The 16,381-nt window shown below is 44.2% G+C and carries 14 protein-coding genes; 7 read left to right on the top strand and 7 right to left on the bottom strand.

Annotation, left to right across the window (positions count from 1 at the left end):
• Positions 1 to 145 precede the first annotated feature (145 nt).
• Positions 146 to 1,876, top strand: coding sequence for a patatin-like phospholipase family protein (locus tag NIT79A3_RS02605; protein ID WP_041360092.1), 1,731 nt, complete (start codon positions 146 to 148; stop codon positions 1,874 to 1,876).
• Positions 1,877 to 1,974: 98 nt separating this feature from the next.
• Positions 1,975 to 2,535: a hypothetical protein gene (locus NIT79A3_RS02600; RefSeq protein ID WP_041360090.1), complete on the top strand. Its 561-nt coding sequence runs from the start codon at positions 1,975 to 1,977 to the stop codon at positions 2,533 to 2,535.
• Between the two features lie 273 nt (positions 2,536 to 2,808).
• On the opposite strand, the gene NIT79A3_RS02595 is transcribed toward NIT79A3_RS02600, so the two are convergent.
• From NIT79A3_RS02595 to NIT79A3_RS02580, 4 genes are read right to left on the bottom strand one after another with little or no spacing between them, the layout of a single operon-like run.
• Positions 2,809 to 3,471, bottom strand: a complete 663-nt coding sequence (locus NIT79A3_RS02595; protein WP_013964709.1) for an HAD family hydrolase — start codon at positions 3,469 to 3,471, stop codon at positions 2,809 to 2,811.
• Positions 3,468 to 4,145 (bottom strand): DnaA regulatory inactivator Hda, encoded by a 678-nt coding sequence (gene hda / locus NIT79A3_RS02590; protein ID WP_013964708.1) that lies wholly within the window; start codon positions 4,143 to 4,145, stop codon positions 3,468 to 3,470. Before hda ends, NIT79A3_RS02595 begins: the two co-directional genes overlap by 4 nt.
• A 45-nt stretch (positions 4,146 to 4,190) precedes the next feature.
• Entirely contained in the window at positions 4,191 to 5,255 is a 1,065-nt protein-coding gene (locus NIT79A3_RS02585) for an AI-2E family transporter (RefSeq protein WP_013964707.1), read from the bottom strand.
• Between the two features lie 7 nt (positions 5,256 to 5,262).
• A complete protein-coding gene (locus tag NIT79A3_RS02580) occupies positions 5,263 to 6,651 on the bottom strand; it encodes an aspartate aminotransferase family protein (protein ID WP_013964706.1) in 1,389 nt (462 codons plus the stop codon).
• Between the two features lie 533 nt (positions 6,652 to 7,184).
• Between NIT79A3_RS02580 and NIT79A3_RS02575 the strand changes: the two genes are divergently transcribed.
• The 5 genes from NIT79A3_RS02575 (at position 7,185) to NIT79A3_RS02555 (ending at position 11,895) form a co-directional block, all read left to right on the top strand.
• The gene (locus NIT79A3_RS02575; RefSeq protein ID WP_156796987.1) at positions 7,185 to 7,709 is read left to right on the top strand and encodes a hypothetical protein; all 525 of its coding nucleotides are present in this window, start codon (positions 7,185 to 7,187) and stop codon (positions 7,707 to 7,709) included.
• 399 nt (positions 7,710 to 8,108) lie between these two features.
• Complete coding sequence (gene purM, locus NIT79A3_RS02570) at positions 8,109 to 9,167, top strand: phosphoribosylformylglycinamidine cyclo-ligase (RefSeq protein ID WP_013964703.1); 1,059 nt, start codon at positions 8,109 to 8,111, stop codon at positions 9,165 to 9,167.
• Positions 9,168 to 9,190: 23 nt separating this feature from the next.
• Positions 9,191 to 9,829: a phosphoribosylglycinamide formyltransferase gene (gene purN / locus NIT79A3_RS02565; RefSeq protein WP_013964702.1), complete on the top strand. Its 639-nt coding sequence runs from the start codon at positions 9,191 to 9,193 to the stop codon at positions 9,827 to 9,829.
• The gene (locus tag NIT79A3_RS02560) at positions 9,826 to 10,542 is read left to right on the top strand and encodes a DUF3108 domain-containing protein (RefSeq protein ID WP_013964701.1); all 717 of its coding nucleotides are present in this window, start codon (positions 9,826 to 9,828) and stop codon (positions 10,540 to 10,542) included. Before purN ends, NIT79A3_RS02560 begins: the two co-directional genes overlap by 4 nt.
• An 81-nt stretch (positions 10,543 to 10,623) precedes the next feature.
• The gene (locus NIT79A3_RS02555; RefSeq protein ID WP_013964700.1) at positions 10,624 to 11,895 is read left to right on the top strand and encodes an RsmB/NOP family class I SAM-dependent RNA methyltransferase; all 1,272 of its coding nucleotides are present in this window, start codon (positions 10,624 to 10,626) and stop codon (positions 11,893 to 11,895) included.
• A gap of 3 nt (positions 11,896 to 11,898) precedes the next feature.
• Here NIT79A3_RS02555 and NIT79A3_RS02550 read toward each other — a convergent pair whose 3' ends face one another.
• Genes NIT79A3_RS02550 through NIT79A3_RS02540 form a run of 3 tightly spaced genes read right to left on the bottom strand, consistent with a single transcriptional unit; the run spans position 11,899 to position 16,344 of the window.
• Positions 11,899 to 14,562, bottom strand: coding sequence for an MMPL family transporter (locus NIT79A3_RS02550; protein ID WP_013964699.1), 2,664 nt, complete (start codon positions 14,560 to 14,562; stop codon positions 11,899 to 11,901).
• A 41-nt stretch (positions 14,563 to 14,603) separates the two neighbouring features.
• A complete protein-coding gene (locus NIT79A3_RS02545) occupies positions 14,604 to 15,227 on the bottom strand; it encodes an ABC transporter substrate-binding protein (protein ID WP_041360479.1) in 624 nt (207 codons plus the stop codon).
• Positions 15,214 to 16,344: a glycosyltransferase gene (locus NIT79A3_RS02540; RefSeq protein WP_013964697.1), complete on the bottom strand. Its 1,131-nt coding sequence runs from the start codon at positions 16,342 to 16,344 to the stop codon at positions 15,214 to 15,216. Before NIT79A3_RS02540 ends, NIT79A3_RS02545 begins: the two co-directional genes overlap by 14 nt.
• Positions 16,345 to 16,381 lie beyond the last annotated feature (37 nt).

Raw genomic sequence — 16,381 nt, 5'->3', positions numbered from 1 at the left:
ACTCTTCATAATCTTATTTTCATTGACTCTAATAAGCTGTAGTGCTTTTAAGACAACCTTCTCCACTGTTCCAATACCAATAGCTGCCTTTAGTTCGCCGCTTACAATTGACTTGGGAAATTTATCTGAACCGATTAACAATAAAATGTCTAGTTTTGATAAATGTAGACTACTTGAGATTTCTAGTGATCCAGATTCTTTTTCTCAAAGAACTCATTGTAAAAACAACGACAAAACAGATGATGCTATAAAAATAGCAGATTTAGGATTTGATAATTTTGACGATCTTTGCAACACAAGTGACGATGCGCTTCTTTTTGTGGCAATTTCTGGAGGAGGTGCGCGCGCAACAGCATTAGCTACGCACACGATGGCTTCATTGGAGAAAAAGTACAACACACTGAATTGGGAAGCCTTAGCAAAAGGAGAAATTGCTCCATTAATTGACAGGATCCACGTTATTTCGTCTGTTAGTGGTGGCTCAATTTATGCCTATCAAGTAGCGCGACTAAAATTACTATTAGATACCGACAAGCTACAACATGTTGAGAATACTAAGATGGTTTCAAGTTTAAATCCATATGATTTAAATAGATCTGTTTTTTTTCAGATATTGGAGAAATTTCCACTTAAAGGACATGAGCAGGGCCTTTACTCAGCGATGTGGTATCTGAGTCCCTTCAATCTGTTTGTTGGTCCAATATTGACTACATTTACAAATGTAGACTATTTGGATGTTTTATCCGGCGGTTTAAATGGTCTGAGCTTTTTAAATGAGAAAAAAATTTCAAAGGAAGAAAAAAATTTACATTTTGAGGATTATTTAAAACTTTATCTTCCTGCACTAATGAAGCTATCTGAAATTCCTGCGACACCAAGAATTTTTTTTAATTCGACTAATCTAGAAACTGGGCTTCCTTTTGTATTTACGCAACGCTACGTTAATCTTCCAAATAAAAAAGAATTTATTAGAACAGTACGTCATGATCTCCATGACGAAAATGGCAACAAAAATGTTGCACTTCAAACAGCATCTACACTAGAAGAAATTAACAGTACACCCAAAAAAATGCCTTTAGCATATGCAGCAATGGCTAGCGCAGCTTTTCCTCTTGGTTTACAGCCATTAAGACTGATTAAGTATGGATACCGCCCAGTTCAGCAAGAATTATATGAGACCTCAGAGCGGATTCACGTTTCAGATGGAGGTATTTATGATAATTCTGGATTATCAGCCATCACAGATCTTGTGTTGCATTTAAGCGCTCGAAAAGATATAAAACAAAATGATAAATGTAATCTGGATAATTTAGTAATCCTTTCTATTAATGCTGATGCAGATGAATACGATTTATTTTATCCCCACAAGATTGCGCAAGAATCTAGCTTTCTTCAGAAACAACCTTTTAGTCTCAACTTTCCTCTCAGAGTTGGAGTATTAGGAGTGGAGTCACTTAACTTAATCCATTTCGTAAACAAACGGCGAGCTGAACAAATTGCAATCAAAGCTATTACTGATATAAGAGATGAAAGGGAGAAGAAGGAAACAAGGGGAAAATTTACTTATTTTCCAGTAAGCCTCAGTCAATTGTCTAGTTTCGAGAAATACAAAATAAATGATCCGAGTAATTTATATGAAAAATTAAAGAAAATAGGAACAAATTATGTTATTAGCGATGATGACGATTTATTGTTAGAACATGCAGCGCATTTATTACTGACATCAAACCAGCCTGCGGGTGCAAGCTGGGGATTAGAATCGAAATTCTGCCAGAATGAACAGAAAGATAATAGAAGGCTTGAAGATATATTTGTATTCGCATTGAATCCCCAAAAGCATTGCAATGGTTCACCACCAGAGCTCCTCTCAAAGTAGACTCATGATTTAAATTAAATTTATTTTCTCATGCAGCCCTTCCATAAAATTATGAATGTGCAAATTTTATTAATTCTTTAGATAAAATCTACTTACTTATGAGTGAAACTAACTATATCAAGTACATTATTTTCTTTGTGTTTGCATTGCTTGGTGGTTGTGGTTTATTGAAAAAAGAAGATAAATGTGAATCTGAAACAAAATGTAAACTGGCACAATCAGTTGGAGTTGTAACTGAATTAACAGAAGGCGATTCATATATTATCGAAGTTTGTGCTTGTAGGCCATGGAATAGAAGCTGGCTTATGGTTCAAGAACGGCAAAGATATTTCTTTGAAGTTACAGAAATTACAGAGAACTGGAAGGATGGCCGAGTAAAATCATCCGACCCCCGACTTGGTTGGCAAGGTGGTTATAATTTATTTGGTCATTTTATTAGTTTTCTTAAGCGATCAACTAAAGCTAATTGGTATGCTTTAGTTGGTTCAGTCGGTAAAAACGACGAAAACAGCTTTGCCCCATTAGATACAAATTCTGAACCAATAACTATGTATCATTCCGGAGAACTTTATTTTTATGCAAATGACATGAATGGGCGCTACTCTAATAACATTGGTGTGCTTCAGTTAAAAATCACCAGAGTTAGTGATCATGAATGAACAATCACTGCACGACAAGATTATGATAAATCAAAAGGTTAAGTGCATTTAGATACCCACACGAACAATCGCGATGATAGCACTGTAACTGATTAAAAAGGTATTTTGTTATCAGTGAGATCCCCGGAAGCACTAGCTCTCGGGCTTTTATCTAACAACAAACAAAGAGCTCAGAAGCGCGAAGGGCTCGGTTGCGTCTCGACATTCCGCCATCCTCCTCTCATCAGTCTGACAAAAGCACTTCCTTAAACAATCAATCACCAATCCACTTCATCAACGCAAACTGATAATCGGCCAGTTATTTCTTTCTGCGTGGCTTCTCAGCGTGGCATCCGGGTCTACCGCGACCGGGTGCGTCACTTTGCTGAGCAACGGTAAATCGTTGAGGGAATCACTATAAAACCAGCTGCGCAGGAAGGATAACCAGGTTAGATTATGCGCATCCAGCCAGTTTTCCAGCCGTTCGATCTTCCCTTCCCTGAAAGAAGGCGTGCCTGACACCTTGCCGGTAAATTCGCCATCTTTTTCTTCCGGTTCGGTCGCAATCAAATGGCTGATACCTAATGCTTGTGCAATGGGCGCTGTGACAAAACTGTTGGTGGCGGTAATGATGATGCACAGATCATCATCCAGCATATGCCGCTCAATCAACTGGCGCGTGCCCGGCGCAATCAGCGGCATAATCTTCTTACACATAAATTCGCTGCGCCATACTTCCAGCTGAACACGTGAGTGACGCGCCAGCGGCTTCAACTGAAAATCCAAAAATTCATGAATATCCAGCGTTCCTGCTTTGTATTGCTCGTAAAATTCGATGTTCTTGGCTTCGTGCAATTCACGATCCAATGCTTTCTTTTCAATCAAAAATTGCGCCCACTGGAAATCACTATCACCCGCAATCAATGTGTTATCCAAATCAAATAATGCTAAATTCATGAAGCCACCTGTAATAATTCTCGTAATAAAGGTATGGTAATTTGACGCTGATTAACCAGAGAATACCGGTCCAGTGCATCCAGTGTCATCATTAATGACGGCAAATCGCGCCGTCCATGCCGTAACAAATAAAGACAAATTTCCTGCGATAAATCGAAACCACAAGCAACGGCATGACTTTTCATCGCCTGTATTTTTTCTTCTTCGGTTAATTCATGCACCTGATACACCAGCCCCCATCCCAAGCGCGTCACCAAATCCTGCCGCATATTCAAGTATGCCGGTGCAGCCGAGCCGCTGACCAGCAGAAATGCCTGACTTTCATCGCGCAACTGGTTATAGAGATTAAATAATCCGATCTGGGCTGATGCATCCAGACAGTCGATATCGTCAACTGCGACACAATCTATATCGCTATCCACAGAAAATTCGCACGGTTTTTTAGCGGAGAAATATACCGCTTTTGAGTTTTTTTGTGTATAGGCCGCAACCGTTGCCTGTAACAAATGGCTTTTACCGCACCCCAAACCGCCCCATAGGTAAACAAAGCGTTCTTTTTCATGGTTGGACAGAATATTTGTCAGCATGTGCAGCAACTCAACGTTTCGCCCCGGCAGAAAGTTCTCCAATGCAGGAAGTGGCGAGGGTTTAATGTCCAACAGCAGCTGTTTCATTGTGATCGCTCAATACGCATAGCCCCGCTTCGCAAATGCCCGCGACTATGAATTATAGAGATTGCTCCCCAGATAGCGCTCATGAAGATGGCGTAGCCAAACCAGCAGCACGGCACTGACCGGCAATGCCAGCAAGATACCAAAGAAACCGAATAACTGGCCGAATGCCAATAACGCAAAAATCACCATGACCGGGTGCAGCCCGATCCGATCACCCACCAGCCAGGGTGTAATCAACATACCCTCGAGCAATTGACCCGCGCCAAACACAATCCATACCGGAATTATCCCGCTCCAGCCCTGAAATTGCATCAATGCCGCAAAGGTCGCCAGCGTCAGGCCGACGATCATGCCGAGATACGGCACAAATACCAGAATACCGGCTACCAATCCAATCGGTAATGCGAATTCCAATCCCACCAGCCAGAGACCTGTGATGTAGCAAATACTCATCAGGACGATGACGGATAATTGCCCGCGCAAGAATTCCGCCAGAATCCGATCCGTCTCACGCGCCAGCAAGGAAACCTGGTGATGCCAGTAGCGCGGGATCATTTCATCGGCGAGCTTGAGCAACATATCCCAATCACGCAGCATATAAAACAATACCACAGGCACCAGCAACAGATTCACCACAAATTCCACAATCGCCATCCCGCCGCTGGTCAAAGAAGGCAGCACCTTTGCGGCCACCCCCCCTGCACTCTTCCAGTGTTCTGATACGGCCTGTTTCAACACATTCATATCCGGCTGCAAACTGATGTTGAATCTTGTTTCCAGCCAGGGAACCACATGATTCTTGAACATGTCCAGATAAACCGGCATCTTAGCCAGTACTCGCCTCGCTTCCTCTTCGAATAAAGGCACCATAATTAAGATCAGCGCTGCAAAAACACCGAGCAACAAAAACATCACCAGCACTGCACCCACTGTGCGCGATAGTTTTTTCCCAGCTAAAAAAGTCACCATCGGATTACAGATATAGGCAATCACTGCAGCCAGCAGAAACGGGGTCAATATCGGACTGAGCAGGTAAATCAGCCCGCCCGTCACGCAAACCAGCATCAACCACCAGAGATAATGGATATCGTCGGAGCGTTCAGTACTCATGTTTTGTCTAACCCGCTTTTGCTTTTAGCGCATGACCCGCGAGATTCTTACCCAGTTCCCAAATAGAACCCGGCACTTGATGCGTATCCGCAATTGTTTTGGTAAAAGCGCTAATGATGTGATTGATGTCTTTTTCAGTCAGTATCAGCGGTGGCAGTATCTTAACCACGTTCATGCCATGCCCTGCCACTTGGGTCAAGATTCTGTGCTCTTTAAATAGCGGAATGGTAATCATCTGGCAGAATAAGCCTTTGTTGGCCGCTTCCAGCATCATCCAGGCAGCTTTGAGTGTCAGGCTACTCGGTGATTTGAACTCAACCGCAATCATTGAGCCTTTGCCGCGTGCTTCTTTCAGAAATTCAAATTGACCGGTTAGCGCATTTATTCTGCTAATTATTTCAGCACCCATTTTCGCACTGTTCTCAACCAGCTTCTCGGCTTTTATCACTTCCAGGCTGGCCAGACCAGCGGCCATCGCCATATTATTCTTGGAAAAGGTGGAACCATGCACAACAGCGCGATCCATACGATTAAACACGCAATCCATGATCTGCTGCGTCATAGCCACCGCGCCGACCGGAACAAAACCGCCGGAAAGCGCCTTAGCCATGCAAATCATGTCCGGCTTTACACCCCAATGTTCAATCGCCCAAAATTTACCGGTGCGTCCAAGCCCGGTTTGAATTTCATCCGCAACAAACAATGTGCCGTATTTCTTGCATAAGCGCTCGACCTCGGGAAGGTAGTTATCATCCGGGATATTCACGCCTTTGCCTTGAATCGGCTCCACCACAAACGCCGCCACATTGCGGCTACTGAGTGCTTGTTCCAAAGCGGCAAGATCATTGAACCGGACCGAACCGCAGTCTTGCAATAATGGGCCAAAACCATCTTTGAAAATCTGCTCGCCGTTCAGCGATAAAGCTCCCATCGTCAAACCGTGGTAAGCGTGATCACAACAAATAATCCGATTGCGCTTGGTCACGTAACGCGCAAACTTTATCGCCGCTTCAACCGCTTCCGTGCCCGAATTGCAAAAGAAAACTCGCTCCAGATTGTCCGGTGTCGTGGTCAAAATCTCCTTGGCCAGTAAACCGCTCAAAATCGACACATCCATTTGCACCAAATCGGGCATCTCGAGTGACAATACTTCTTTCAAAGCATTGACAATGGTCGGATGGTTGCGGCCAAACGCATAAACACCGAAACCGCTCAGCAGATCAAGATATTCGTTTCCATTTTCGTCATACAAGTACTGCCCGGCAGCGCGCTCATAGTTCCGGTCATAACCAATCGTTTTCAGCACTCTGACCATCTGAGCATTCAGATACCGCTCGTGCAGGTCGAATTTATCCGTGCGATGTTGTGATAACAGGTTGGCTATACTGAAAGACATGAACGACCTCTGCAATTGAAAAAAACCGCCAGTTAAGCTGGAGGCTAAAATCTACGTGTTCCCGGAAAGAAAAAGTTAATACCATTCAACGGCGGTATCGCAGCAACAAAATTAGCGTTGATCATACCCTCATCAGTTTTTTCTTGCTGCTAAAAATACGTACTAATTGTGTGATTTATCATCGCCATTTGCAGACCCGGATGGCTCCTGATACTGCGGCGGGATTTTGACGTAAAGGAGAAACAAATTCAATCGACGAAGCAATGCTCTTGAAAGAACATTATTTGCAATATTCGGCTCAATAAAACCACCCATTTAGATCCACACGCATCATGGACAACTTACTATCAGAATATTCCTCTGGCACGAGTTTGCCATACCGGAATTTTTACTGCTTTTAATCTAACAACATCTGTGACTATTACCACAGCGGAAGTCGTTTTGAGTCTTTATTCTCTTCCCTACAACAAGAAAATATTTTTTACCGGGGCCGCGCGCACAGTAGTTTTAATTTTTACAATCCAAAGGAGAAAATGATGAAAAATAGCTCTGTAACTCAATTATTGCTGGCCTTGTATTTAGGCTTTTTTTCCACACAAATTTTTGCTGCCAATGATGAAGTGGATGGCGGCGGAACAGTCACGGATGTTGTTCTCACCGATAATGTTCTTTGGACCTCATTAATTAGCGTAACGCATACTGTAAATGGTGGTGTGGGTACCAATGACTGCATGGTCGTTGCAAGCGCTGATGTAACAAACCCAGGAGCTGCTTCGGAGAAACAGTATTTATTCACCATCACGAGAAATAACACAAATCCAGGCACAAATGGAACTGCAGAGCGTACGCTTGGTTTTGTCGATAACAGTGGTGTAGATGATATCAATACTCAACCGGTCAGCACCAATGTTTCATTTAAGAATTTGACTTCTACGAATGGTACCGCTGGAACAAATCAGCATACTTTCTACTTCCTAGCCAAGAAGAAAACTGCTGATGCACCGGATGCGACTGTAGAAGATAGCCGTATTGATTTTGTTTGTGTCGATAGAGATTAGAAGTGATCTGGAATTTTATTACACTTCAGTCATCTGGCTGAAGTGTAATAAAATTAATGAAGCTTACTTAATTCATCCTGACAGCAGATAATCAAAGCCACTTGAATAAATCGCTAACTACGAACTCAGCTTTAACTAAGTTCAGGAATCATCAGCGAGAATGCCAGAAGGAATTAGCATCTTTTTTATCAAAAACAAATATATAAAATTCAAGCAATATACAAATCCATAGATTAATCTGGATAAGGAGCGATTTCTCACTCTATTGCTCTCATCACTGTTACAACCTAAAACACCAATTTAATCGATTTTATATATCCACAGCATGCACATCGTTCATTTGCGGTAAAATCACAATCTGAGAGCAGCATTCATTTTGTAACCGCGTGAGAACTCGACTTGACTTCATCCAATTCTAATCACCCTGATACAACCCAACTCTCCTATCGCGATGCCGGTGTAGACATTGATGCAGGGGATCGTTTAGTTGAGAATATTAAACCGTTTGCGAAACGTACATTACGCCCCGAGGTGCTTACCGAGATTGGCGGTTTTGGTGCGTTGTTTGAAATTTCCAAGAAATATCAAAATCCCGTTCTGGTTTCCGGTACGGATGGCGTGGGCACCAAGCTTAAACTGGCTTTTCAGCTCAATCAGCACGACAGCATTGGCATTGACCTGGTGGCGATGAGTGTTAACGACATATTGGTGCAAGGCGCGGAGCCTTTATTTTTCCTGGATTATTTCGCTTGCGGCAAATTAAATGTGGAAACCGCGACTGCGGTGATCAGTGGTGTTGCCAAAGGATGTGAGCTGGCGGGCTGTGCGTTGATTGGCGGTGAGACGGCTGAAATGCCGGGCATGTATCCGCACGATGAATATGATCTTGCCGGATTTGCTGTCGGTATTGTTGAGAAAAACCGGATTATCAGCGGCGCCACGATACAAGCAGGCGATATTGTGCTGGGTCTCGCATCGAGTGGTGCGCATTCCAATGGGTATTCGTTGATTCGCAAGATTATTGAAAATAACCGCATAGATTTATCTACGGATTTCCATGGCCAAACGCTCGCTGACACTATTATGATGCCGACGCGCGTTTACGTAAAACCGGTACTTGAGCTGATCAAACAGCTCCCTGTTAAAGGCCTGGCGCACATTACCGGCGGCGGATTGATCGAAAATGTACCACGTATTTTGCCGGATCAGCTCATGGCCGTTTTGCAGAAAGATGCCTGGGAAATGCCGCCGTTATTTCACTGGCTGCAACGACAGGGGAATGTTGCGGATCATGAGATGGCGCGTGTATTTAATTGCGGCATTGGCATGGTAATCGTAGTGGCGCCTGATCATGCGGAAAACGCTCTGCGCAATTTGCGTGCCTCCGGCGAAACCGTCTGGCAGATCGGTAAAATTAAATCACGCATAAACAATCAGGCGGCGACCATTTTAGTCTAAATGGTTATGCATCCAACGGTATCATGAAATCACTGGTCATTCTAATCTCCGGCCGCGGCAGTAATATGCAGGCGCTATTGGAAGCGGGATTTCAGGCAGATCGCATCACGGTAATCAGTAACAATCCGAATGCAACAGGGTTGGAAATCGCCCGGAAATATGGTGCCAAAACCATCGTCATCGATCATCGTACTTTTCCAGATAGGCAAACATTTGATACGGCATTGGCAGAAAAAATTGACGCTTGCCAACCCAAACTGATTGCACTGGCTGGCTTCATGCGTATACTAAGCGATCGCTTTGTGCAACGTTATCAAGGCCGATTAATGAATATTCATCCTTCATTATTACCCGCATTTCCAGGTTTGGGAACGCATGCAAGAGCACTGCAAGAAGGGATCAAAATACATGGCTGTACCGTACATTTTGTCACTGCACAGCTGGATCATGGGCCGGTTGTGATTCAGGCTGCTATTCCTGTATTGCCCGAAGATACTGAGGAAACACTGGCAGCCCGGGTTTTACAGCAGGAACATCGTATTTACCCTCAGGCCGTACGCTGGTTTATGGAAGATCAAATCCGATTTACTGAGAATCACGTTGAAGTGATAGACTCCAGTGTTCGTGAAATAGCGCTTTATTCACCAGGACTACCCGAATGAAATTTCTACCATCGATTGTTCTGTTGTGGATACTCAGTTTTTCAGTATTTGCTACGGATATACCGTCGCGCATTGAAATCAGTTACGCCGTTACAACGGATATCGGTCAAGGAGAAATTAATGAAGTGATGGAAATCAAACATGTCAATGGTATACATAGTTATACGATTAACAGTGAAGCGCAAGCTACTGGTGTTTTTAAAATCATAGAACCCAATAGTATCGTACGCCATAGCGAAGGAACCATTACTAAACAGGGACTACGGCCCGTTCGCGCTTATGAGAAGCGTGGAAAAAAAGCACCCAGTGTGGCTATTTTTGATTGGGAAAAACATATCATAACGCTGCAGCATAAAGGACAAGAGGAGCAGAAAAGATTACTCGAAGGTACTTTGGATCGCCTCAGCTTATCGTACAACTTTATGTTTGCCCCCCTACCTAAGCAGTATGTGGAAAAACATGTCACCGATGGGCGTAGCCTGCAATTAGCACACTATGCGGTATCAAAGGAAATTCTCCAAACACCCATCGGTGAAATAGACACGATCGTACTAACCCGGCAAGAAAATAAAAATGCCAAAGTGAAAAGAAAACTATGGCTTGCGCCCAACAATCACATGTTGCCTGTTCGCATCGTATCCGTCGAAGAAAATGGCCGCGAAATCGAGAAAATGGTTACCGGAATTAACATTAGCTATAAAGCCGATCATTAAGCAGATCGGTCAAAAAGTACGCATCATAGACAAACTTAATCAACGTTTCTTCCAGTTGATCAAACACACGCCAGGAAATCAATGCAATTAACCCCTTTTCAGCTAGACTCAGCTATTGTTGCCCTAAGAACTGTACTTCCTTTGGAATATCCCGCCGATGGAATTCTGCGGCACTTCTTCCGGGAAAACCCGCTACTGGGTGGACAAGATCGCGCATTCATTGCAGAGACAGTCTTTGGCATATTACGCCACCGCTTTTTTCTTGAAAGCCTGACAGAACGCATCACGCCTCGCTCACTGGTTTTAGCCTATTTAGTAAAATTTAATGGCATGAATTTGCGTGAATTGGCACCGCTTATCAGCGAATCTGAAACAAAATGGCTAGCAGAAATCAAAGCCATCAAATTAGATACGCTGCCACTGGCGATTCAGGCAGAATTTCCCGAATGGCTGGTAGAAAAATTAAAGCAATTCATGGCGGATGCAGACATTCTCAACCTAGGATTTTCCTTACAAAAATCCGCACCGCTTGATCTGCGGGTGAATACTATTCTCGGAAAACGTAATCAAGTGCTCGAAACGCTCAGCCTGGAAGGGATTGAAGCACAGGAAACACCTTATTCCCCCTGCGGGATCCGGCTTACCGGAAAACCTGCGATCAACCGCCATGAACTCTTTTTATCCGGAAAAATAGAAGTACAGGATGAAGGCAGTCAATTACTCGGATACTTGCTGGCACCTAAGCGGGGTGAGATGGTTGTCGACTTCTGCGCCGGAGCGGGTGGCAAATCGCTACTACTGGGTGCCTTGATGAATTCAAAAGGGCGTCTTTATGCTTTTGACATCTCTGAAAAAAGATTGAGTAATCTGAAACCGCGCTTCAAGCGTTCGGGTTTATCCAATCTGCACGCACAACGCATCGCGAATGAGAACGACATCAAAGTTAAACGGCTGGCAGGAAAAATAGATCGGGTACTGGTTGATGCGCCGTGCAGTGGTCTCGGAACATTACGACGTAATCCGGATTTAAAATGGCGCCAATCCCCGCAGAGTATTGATGAGCTTAAAGCAAAACAAGCTGCTATTCTTTCCGCTGCCGCCAGCTTGCTCAAACCAGGGGGGCGGCTGGTGTATGCAACCTGCAGTTTCTTGCCGGAAGAAAATCAACAAGTAGTGCAAGATTTTCTAAACACACATCCACAGTATAGCTTGCTAAACTGTGCCGAGTTACTGGCACAGCAAAAGATACCGCTGGATACCGGCGAATTCTTACAGCTATCCCCTCTGCTGCATCAAACTGACGGCTTCTTTGCTGCGGCTTTAACGCGCGTTGAAGCGGCTAAACCGGAGTAATAACTAAACAATACTCTCTTTTTTTTCACCGGCTGAATGCAACAAAACCGGCAGGATTATCAGTACACAAACCAGGGTTAGAAATAAACCAACCGTCAAAAGCAATCCCATACTGGCGGTACCCTGATGTGTGGAAAACACCAGACTGCCGAAACCCACCAGCGTTGTTAGTGCGCTATAAAAAATGGCACGCGCAGTACTGGTATGCAATAAATTCTCATAAACCGCGCCGGTGCTACGGCTCCTGTGGACCATATGCAAGCTGCTGTCGATACCAATACCCAGTAACAGCGGCAAAGCAATAATATTGGCAAAATTGAACGGCAGCCCTAGCAGAACCGTGCAGGCACCTGTGAATAGAGCCGCCAATAATAGCGGTATTAATACCAGCACGGTCGCTGAAACACTTCTAAGCATCATCCATAGTGTAATTATGACGCCCAGCAACGCCAGCGAGAAAGCATGAATAAACGCATCCACTACCGCTTCACCCGCTTCCAGACTGATTACCGGCACACCGGTCGCAGTGGGAGCTATCTTTTGCACGGCATGCACAAATCTGCGCAATGCGTCATTGTCATTAATATTTTCTGACGGGTAAACCGCAATGCGATATACGTCATCGCTCGTATGCCAGTGCGAGCTCACTGATGCCGGTAATGCCTCTTGCGTAAACGGCTGCGCTGCCAATGCCAGTTGCAATCGTTTAATTGAACCAGGCAACAAACTGAGTAAATCATGATTAGCCGCACGTAATAATTGCTCTCCTCCCTGGTCATTTTGCATCGTACGCTTATCCAGCTCAGCCAGTAGATTAGACAGGGATGCACGCAACGCCCGGGCAGAAGCTTCAGAAGGATGCCCCGGTTTCTCGCCGATAAACCGGTCTAATGCAGTATTTAATTTTTCCAGAGCCATTCGCTGCTCTGGAACAGTATGATGGTCTGGAATCAGAAATGCCGTAGAGGAAAAAGAAATGGGACCGAGCGTCATTGCCATCTCCTCAATCAACAAACTTTTTGCTTCCTGTTCTTGAGGTACCAGATCAAGCATGCTAATTACTTTTTCTACTTCCGGCAGCGCTCTCAGACGTTGCACGATGTGTCCTGTTTCCTGGATATTACTAACTAAAATATTAATATGCCATGGTGAATCTTCCGTGTTTCTCAGTAACTCCTGGAAGGTCTGAACTGACTCCGCATGCGGATTATTCAGATTCAGCAAATTATAATCGAACTTGATGTGTGGCAAAGCCAAGACGGAAGCTAGAATTGCGATGATTGTTACGCCGTATACCAATTTACGCGCGTGTCTGGGTAGATCTAGAACGCTATTGATTGATTGAATCGAAGTTGATGATTTTCTAACGTGGGTTGGAAAACACCTTTGCAAGGCAGGAATTAGCGTCATCGTAATCAAAAAGCTGATCAGCATACCTGTCCCCGATATCAGACCCAGTTCTGCAACTCCCTCATAAGTGGTTGGCATAAAAGCATAGAAACCAATCGCAGTGGTGATTGCACAAATCAGCAGTGCTTGCCCCATATCACCACCAGCTTTATATAATGCTTCTGAAACAGACTGATCAGGCTTCCTGAGTTCTTCATGCCGCAACAAAAAATGAATGGCATAATCAACACCGAGGCCAATATATAAAACAGCAAATGCTATAGAAATCAAGTTCAAATGCCCCACAGCAGCGGTGGCAAATGCTGCAGTCAGTAATAAGCCGATAATCAGACTTAGTATCACTGTGACTATTGCCCCGGCAGAACGAAATGCAATGAGTAATACCAAAGCCACCAGCACTAATGCCAATATTCCAGCATCCTGAGCTCCATGCATTGCACTGAGGAGTTCATCGTGAGCCAGCGCTACTTCACCCGTAATGCGCAATTTTTCAACAGCGTTCGGAGTAAATCCCATATCCTGCGCAGCAATGCGAATTGCATTGATCGGCTCTTCAGCAGCAAATATTTGAGAATAATCGAGCTTAGGCTGTACTATGATCAATTCCTGATAAGTTTCTTTCTGCGCTTCACCACCCAATAATGCTTGCCAGGATAACGCGCGGGATTTACCGGCAAGCCGTGCGTTCAGTGTTGCACTGACCCCATTAAATACCGGTTCCAATTCTAACTGACGGCCCGCGCGCAATTCATCAACGGCTTCTGTGAGAACAGAAGAAAATGTATAAAGTGTAGGACTTTCAGCTATGCGCGCAACCAATGGTTGTGCTGCTGCCAAATAATCGGTAATTCGGCCTAGCTCTGACAGGTTCTTGAAAAAAAGGCCATTCTGCTCAAAAAAAGGTTCTCCGGTTAGATAGTATGTATTGGAAAATTGCGTGCTATCTTTTTGCAGATAGTTGGTAAAGCGTTTAGCTGCTTGATGCGCTTGCTCAGGTGTTGGAGCGTCTAGTACTAGTAAGAACGTATCTTCATACTGGGAAAATGATTTTTTATAACGGATATGATTGGCACGAAAAGGAACATCCTCGGAGAGCATGTCCGTCGTATCGGTATGAACACCAAGATTATTGACTGTATAAACAGTGCTCAGCGAAGTCAATAACAATACGAGCAGAATAATCCAGATAGCATTCTGATAGGAGAACTCGGCCCAACGTGCAAAAATCCGGAAACTAATACTGTGTGAACTTTTCACGTTTAAAAAAACCTTCAGGAAAAAATGAAATCATCGAATGATTAATTTTGCTGAGTCAGAACAATTTTTTCCTTAATCATATCAATCAGTGCCTGGAAACCATCCCGCTGCAAAATAGCGCGATACTCTCCACGTTTTATTGCAAGATCACTCACACCATCAAACAGGATATTGGCAATACGCCAACGCCCGTCTGTTTGGTGTAACACATAATCAAAATTTACCGTGCCGCCATCCGATTTAGTTAACCGGCTACGCACCAATACTTGTTCGCGCGGCAAAGCACGCTGCTCTACAATCTGAAACTGCTCTCCTTCATACTGATTAAACCGCCCAGCATAGGTGGCAATACTGAGCTTGCGAAATGTCTCAGCAATCAAATCTTGTTGTCCTTTATCTAACTGCGACCAGTATGTTGCACCTAATATTGTTTTGATAATCAGATCAAGATCATGAGATTCATCAATAACCGGTTCCAGAAATTTGAATCGCCCTTCATAGCCCAGTTTATCACCTTCACGCATAACCTGAAGTAAGGAGGATTGTAACTTTTCTATAACCCGCTCCGGACTCTCAGGTCCTGAATCGGGCGTACTCAACGCAGCAGAAATTGGCAACAGCATCACCAATATCAGACACCACCCGATCAATTTAATTGTTCGCATTACTTTCATAGCGTCGGTCTTTCCAACAAGCGCGTTCCCCACGCCAATAGCGTAGCGCTGATGTCCAAGTCATGCCAAGATACAGCGTACCAATTACGGGCAATGCTAGACTCCAGAGCGGGGAACGCTGATAATAAATTAAAGTTGGCATATAGGTAATAAACATAGCCACCCATACTAGCGCACTCACTATATAAGCTTCTTGAGCAGATAATAGCAAAAATGCTAGCGGTGCTGCCCAAAACATGGAAATCATGATTAATGTGCAGCTGACAAGTAAAATAAACGAGTATCTTAATTGGGTAAAAGCAGTACGAGCCACCATTTCCCAAATCGGCTTTAAGTCTTGATAACCACGATGACTACGAGCCGCACGACTAAGCCCAACAAAGGTTTTTAAACCCGCACGTTTAATATGTGCAGCTAAAGTACAATCATCAATCAGCGCACCGTGCAAATTTGCAAAAGCTCCAACTGAGCGCAGTGCTTGTGTTTCCACTAAAATACACCCGCCTGCAGCGGCTGCAACCCGTGATACCGGCTTATTTGCTAGCCCAAAAGGATACAAAAGCTTAAAGAAAAATATAAAAGCTGGCATTAGTAAACGTTCTATGAAATTCTTCATAGGCGGCTCTGCCATCAATGATACCAGCGCAAGGTTTTCATTGCGCGCTTTTTGCTGTAACTCAATAACAATCCCGGGGCTTAGCTCAATATCAGCATCCAGCAACAACGTATAGTGTGTTCTGACTTCGCGTAACCCCTGCTCTAGCGCCCATAATTTTCCGCTCCAGTCAACAGGCGGCGCAGTGCCGGATAACACAAGCGCACCACTACGCTGAGCTTGCTCAGCAGTATCGTCCACCGATTGATCATCGATCACAATGATGCGCATATTCCCGCTCTGTGCTCTCACGCCATCAAGCGTATGACGAATATACGGACCCTCGTTGCGGGCTGGAATTAGTACGGTAATATCACTTAGCGTTTTATTGGAATCTATGCCACCTTGCGTTTCAACTTTCTCATGGATACTCCATGGGCGCCACGGCAGCAGTAATAATAACCACCAGCATAAAACACCAAACACAGACAAATACAATACTAATTCCACCATTATTCTTACTTGGAGAAGATTTTATAAACCAGTATCA

It is taken from the genome of Nitrosomonas sp. Is79A3, from assembly GCF_000219585.1.
Lineage (GTDB): Bacteria > Pseudomonadota > Gammaproteobacteria > Burkholderiales > Nitrosomonadaceae > Nitrosomonas.
Note: the sequence above shows the minus strand (reverse complement) of the source record. Positions and strands in the feature narration are given on the sequence as shown.

Coding starts and splice junctions, on each gene's coding strand:
- NIT79A3_RS02605 (WP_041360092.1), top strand. CDS start 146: ATGTCTAGTTTTGATAAATGTAGACTACTTGAGATTTCTAGTGATCCA.
- NIT79A3_RS02600 (WP_041360090.1), top strand. CDS start 1,975: ATGAGTGAAACTAACTATATCAAGTACATTATTTTCTTTGTGTTTGCA.
- NIT79A3_RS02595 (WP_013964709.1), bottom strand. CDS start 3,471: ATGAATTTAGCATTATTTGATTTGGATAACACATTGATTGCGGGTGAT.
- hda (WP_013964708.1), bottom strand. CDS start 4,145: ATGAAACAGCTGCTGTTGGACATTAAACCCTCGCCACTTCCTGCATTG.
- NIT79A3_RS02585 (WP_013964707.1), bottom strand. CDS start 5,255: ATGAGTACTGAACGCTCCGACGATATCCATTATCTCTGGTGGTTGATG.
- NIT79A3_RS02580 (WP_013964706.1), bottom strand. CDS start 6,651: ATGTCTTTCAGTATAGCCAACCTGTTATCACAACATCGCACGGATAAA.
- NIT79A3_RS02575 (WP_156796987.1), top strand. CDS start 7,185: ATGATGAAAAATAGCTCTGTAACTCAATTATTGCTGGCCTTGTATTTA.
- purN (WP_013964702.1), top strand. CDS start 9,191: ATGAAATCACTGGTCATTCTAATCTCCGGCCGCGGCAGTAATATGCAG.
- NIT79A3_RS02560 (WP_013964701.1), top strand. CDS start 9,826: ATGAAATTTCTACCATCGATTGTTCTGTTGTGGATACTCAGTTTTTCA.
- NIT79A3_RS02555 (WP_013964700.1), top strand. CDS start 10,624: ATGCAATTAACCCCTTTTCAGCTAGACTCAGCTATTGTTGCCCTAAGA.
- NIT79A3_RS02545 (WP_041360479.1), bottom strand. CDS start 15,227: ATGCGAACAATTAAATTGATCGGGTGGTGTCTGATATTGGTGATGCTG.
- NIT79A3_RS02540 (WP_013964697.1), bottom strand. CDS start 16,344: ATGGTGGAATTAGTATTGTATTTGTCTGTGTTTGGTGTTTTATGCTGG.